This is a genomic window from Pseudomonas sp. CM25 (assembly GCF_013179705.1).
Classification (GTDB): Bacteria; Pseudomonadota; Gammaproteobacteria; order Pseudomonadales; family Pseudomonadaceae; genus Aquipseudomonas.
Genome location: NZ_JABMCW010000658.1, coordinates 1 through 1,144 on the forward strand (window position 1 = coordinate 1; position 1,144 = coordinate 1,144).

At 64.8% G+C, this 1,144-nt stretch carries 2 protein-coding genes; both read right to left on the reverse strand.

Going from position 1 to position 1,144, the window contains the following annotated elements; translation table 11 throughout:
- The coding region (locus HP546_RS30440; RefSeq protein WP_172233652.1) for a GDP-mannose 4,6-dehydratase at nt 1-222 on the reverse strand (222 nt) is incomplete at its 3' end.
- Nucleotides 210-1,144, reverse strand: a 935-nt coding sequence (locus HP546_RS30445) for a UDP-glucose/GDP-mannose dehydrogenase family protein (RefSeq protein ID WP_172233655.1), incomplete at its 5' end; no start/stop codon positions are given. The genes HP546_RS30445 and HP546_RS30440, both read right to left, overlap by 13 nt.

Sequence of the window (1,144 nt, forward strand, 5' to 3'; positions counted from 1 at the left end):
GCCGGCAAACAGCTGCTGCAGCTCGGCCGGGTTGGCGATGTCGAGGGGCTGGAAGCGGAAATTGGCGAAACCCTGCAGCTGCTGCAGGCGTCCCCGTTTCAGTTCGACGCTGTAGTAGGCATTGAGGTCGTCGATGCCCACCACCTCGATGCCTGCCTCGCACAGGCGTCGCGCGAGGTGGAAGCCGATGAAGCCGGCGACGCCGGTAATCAGTACCGGCATGCTGGCTGCACCTGGCCACGGCCGATGCCGTAGTACGTCAGGCCGGCGGCGGCCATGTGTTCGGGTTCGAACAGGTTGCGCCCGTCGAACACCACGCGGTCGGTCAGCTGTTGCGGCACCTTGTCCAGGTTGAGCACGCGGTAGTCCTGCCATTCGGTGACGATCACCAGGGCATCTGCGCCCTTCAGCGCATCGTCCTTGCACGGCACCAGCTGCAGGTCGGCACGCGGGCCGTAATGGCGCTGGATTTCCTCCATGGCTTGCGGGTCATGGGCCTGCACCCGCGCACCTGCTGCCCACAACGCTTCGAGCAGGACCCGGCTGGAGGCTTCGCGGATGTCATTGGTGTTGGGCTTGAACGACAGCCCCCACAGGGCAAAGACCTTGCCCCGCAGGCCGCCTGGGTAATGGCGCTGGATCTTGCTGAACAGTCGGCCCTTTTGCTGTTGGTTGACCGACTCGACCGCGCGCAGCAGTTGCGGCTCGAAGCCTTCGGCCTCGGCGCTGCGGCGCAGGGCTTGCAGGTCCTTGGGGAAGCACGAGCCGCCGAAGCCGCAGCCGGCGTAGATGAAATCATAGCCGATGCGCGGGTCCGAGCCGATGCCCCGGCGTACCATTTCGATGTCGGCGCCCAGGTGCTCGGCCAGGTTGGCGATTTCATTGATGAAGGAGATCTTGGTCGCCAACATGCAGTTGGCCGCGTACTTGGTCAGTTCGGCACTGCGCGCATCCATGATCATGAGTTTTTCGCGGTTGCGGCTGAAGGGCAGGTACAACTCACGCAGCAACTCCACCTCGGCCGCCTCGGCGCCGCCGATGATGATGCGCTCCGGGCGCATGCAGTCGTCCACCGCAGAGCCTTCCTTGAGGAACTCGGGGTTGCTGATGACCTGAAAGCGGCTGGTGTCGGCCACGGCCTGGG